Source organism: Prochlorococcus marinus (assembly GCF_001180245.1).
GTDB classification, from domain to species: Bacteria; Cyanobacteriota; Cyanobacteriia; order PCC-6307; family Cyanobiaceae; genus Prochlorococcus_A; species Prochlorococcus_A marinus_F.
In genome coordinates this window covers 1-209 of record NZ_CVSV01000013.1, presented here as the reverse complement: position 1 = coordinate 209, position 209 = coordinate 1, and the positions used below count along the sequence as shown (strand labels likewise).

Sequence of the window (209 nt, the reverse complement as noted above, 5' to 3'; positions counted from 1 at the left end):
TAAATGAAACTTTCATTAGTGCTCATTGTATATCGTTCAGATAGTTCTATAGCTCAAGAGGCTTCAAAATTCTGTGAAGAAGTTCTTAAAGCAAAAAATATTAAATCAAACAGGATTGAAAGTGATTTTCATAAAGATGAAATTGAAAAATATTTTTCTAATTCAGAATCACAACCAAATATTGGCATAGTTCTTGGTGGAGATGGAAC

1 pseudogene is annotated in these 209 nt (G+C 29.2%); it reads left to right on the top strand.

The window, feature by feature from the left end:
• Positions 1-3: 3 nt before the first annotated feature.
• Positions 4-209 (top strand): annotated as a pseudogene (locus AMO19_RS00125) (NAD(+) kinase); the annotation flags it as partial.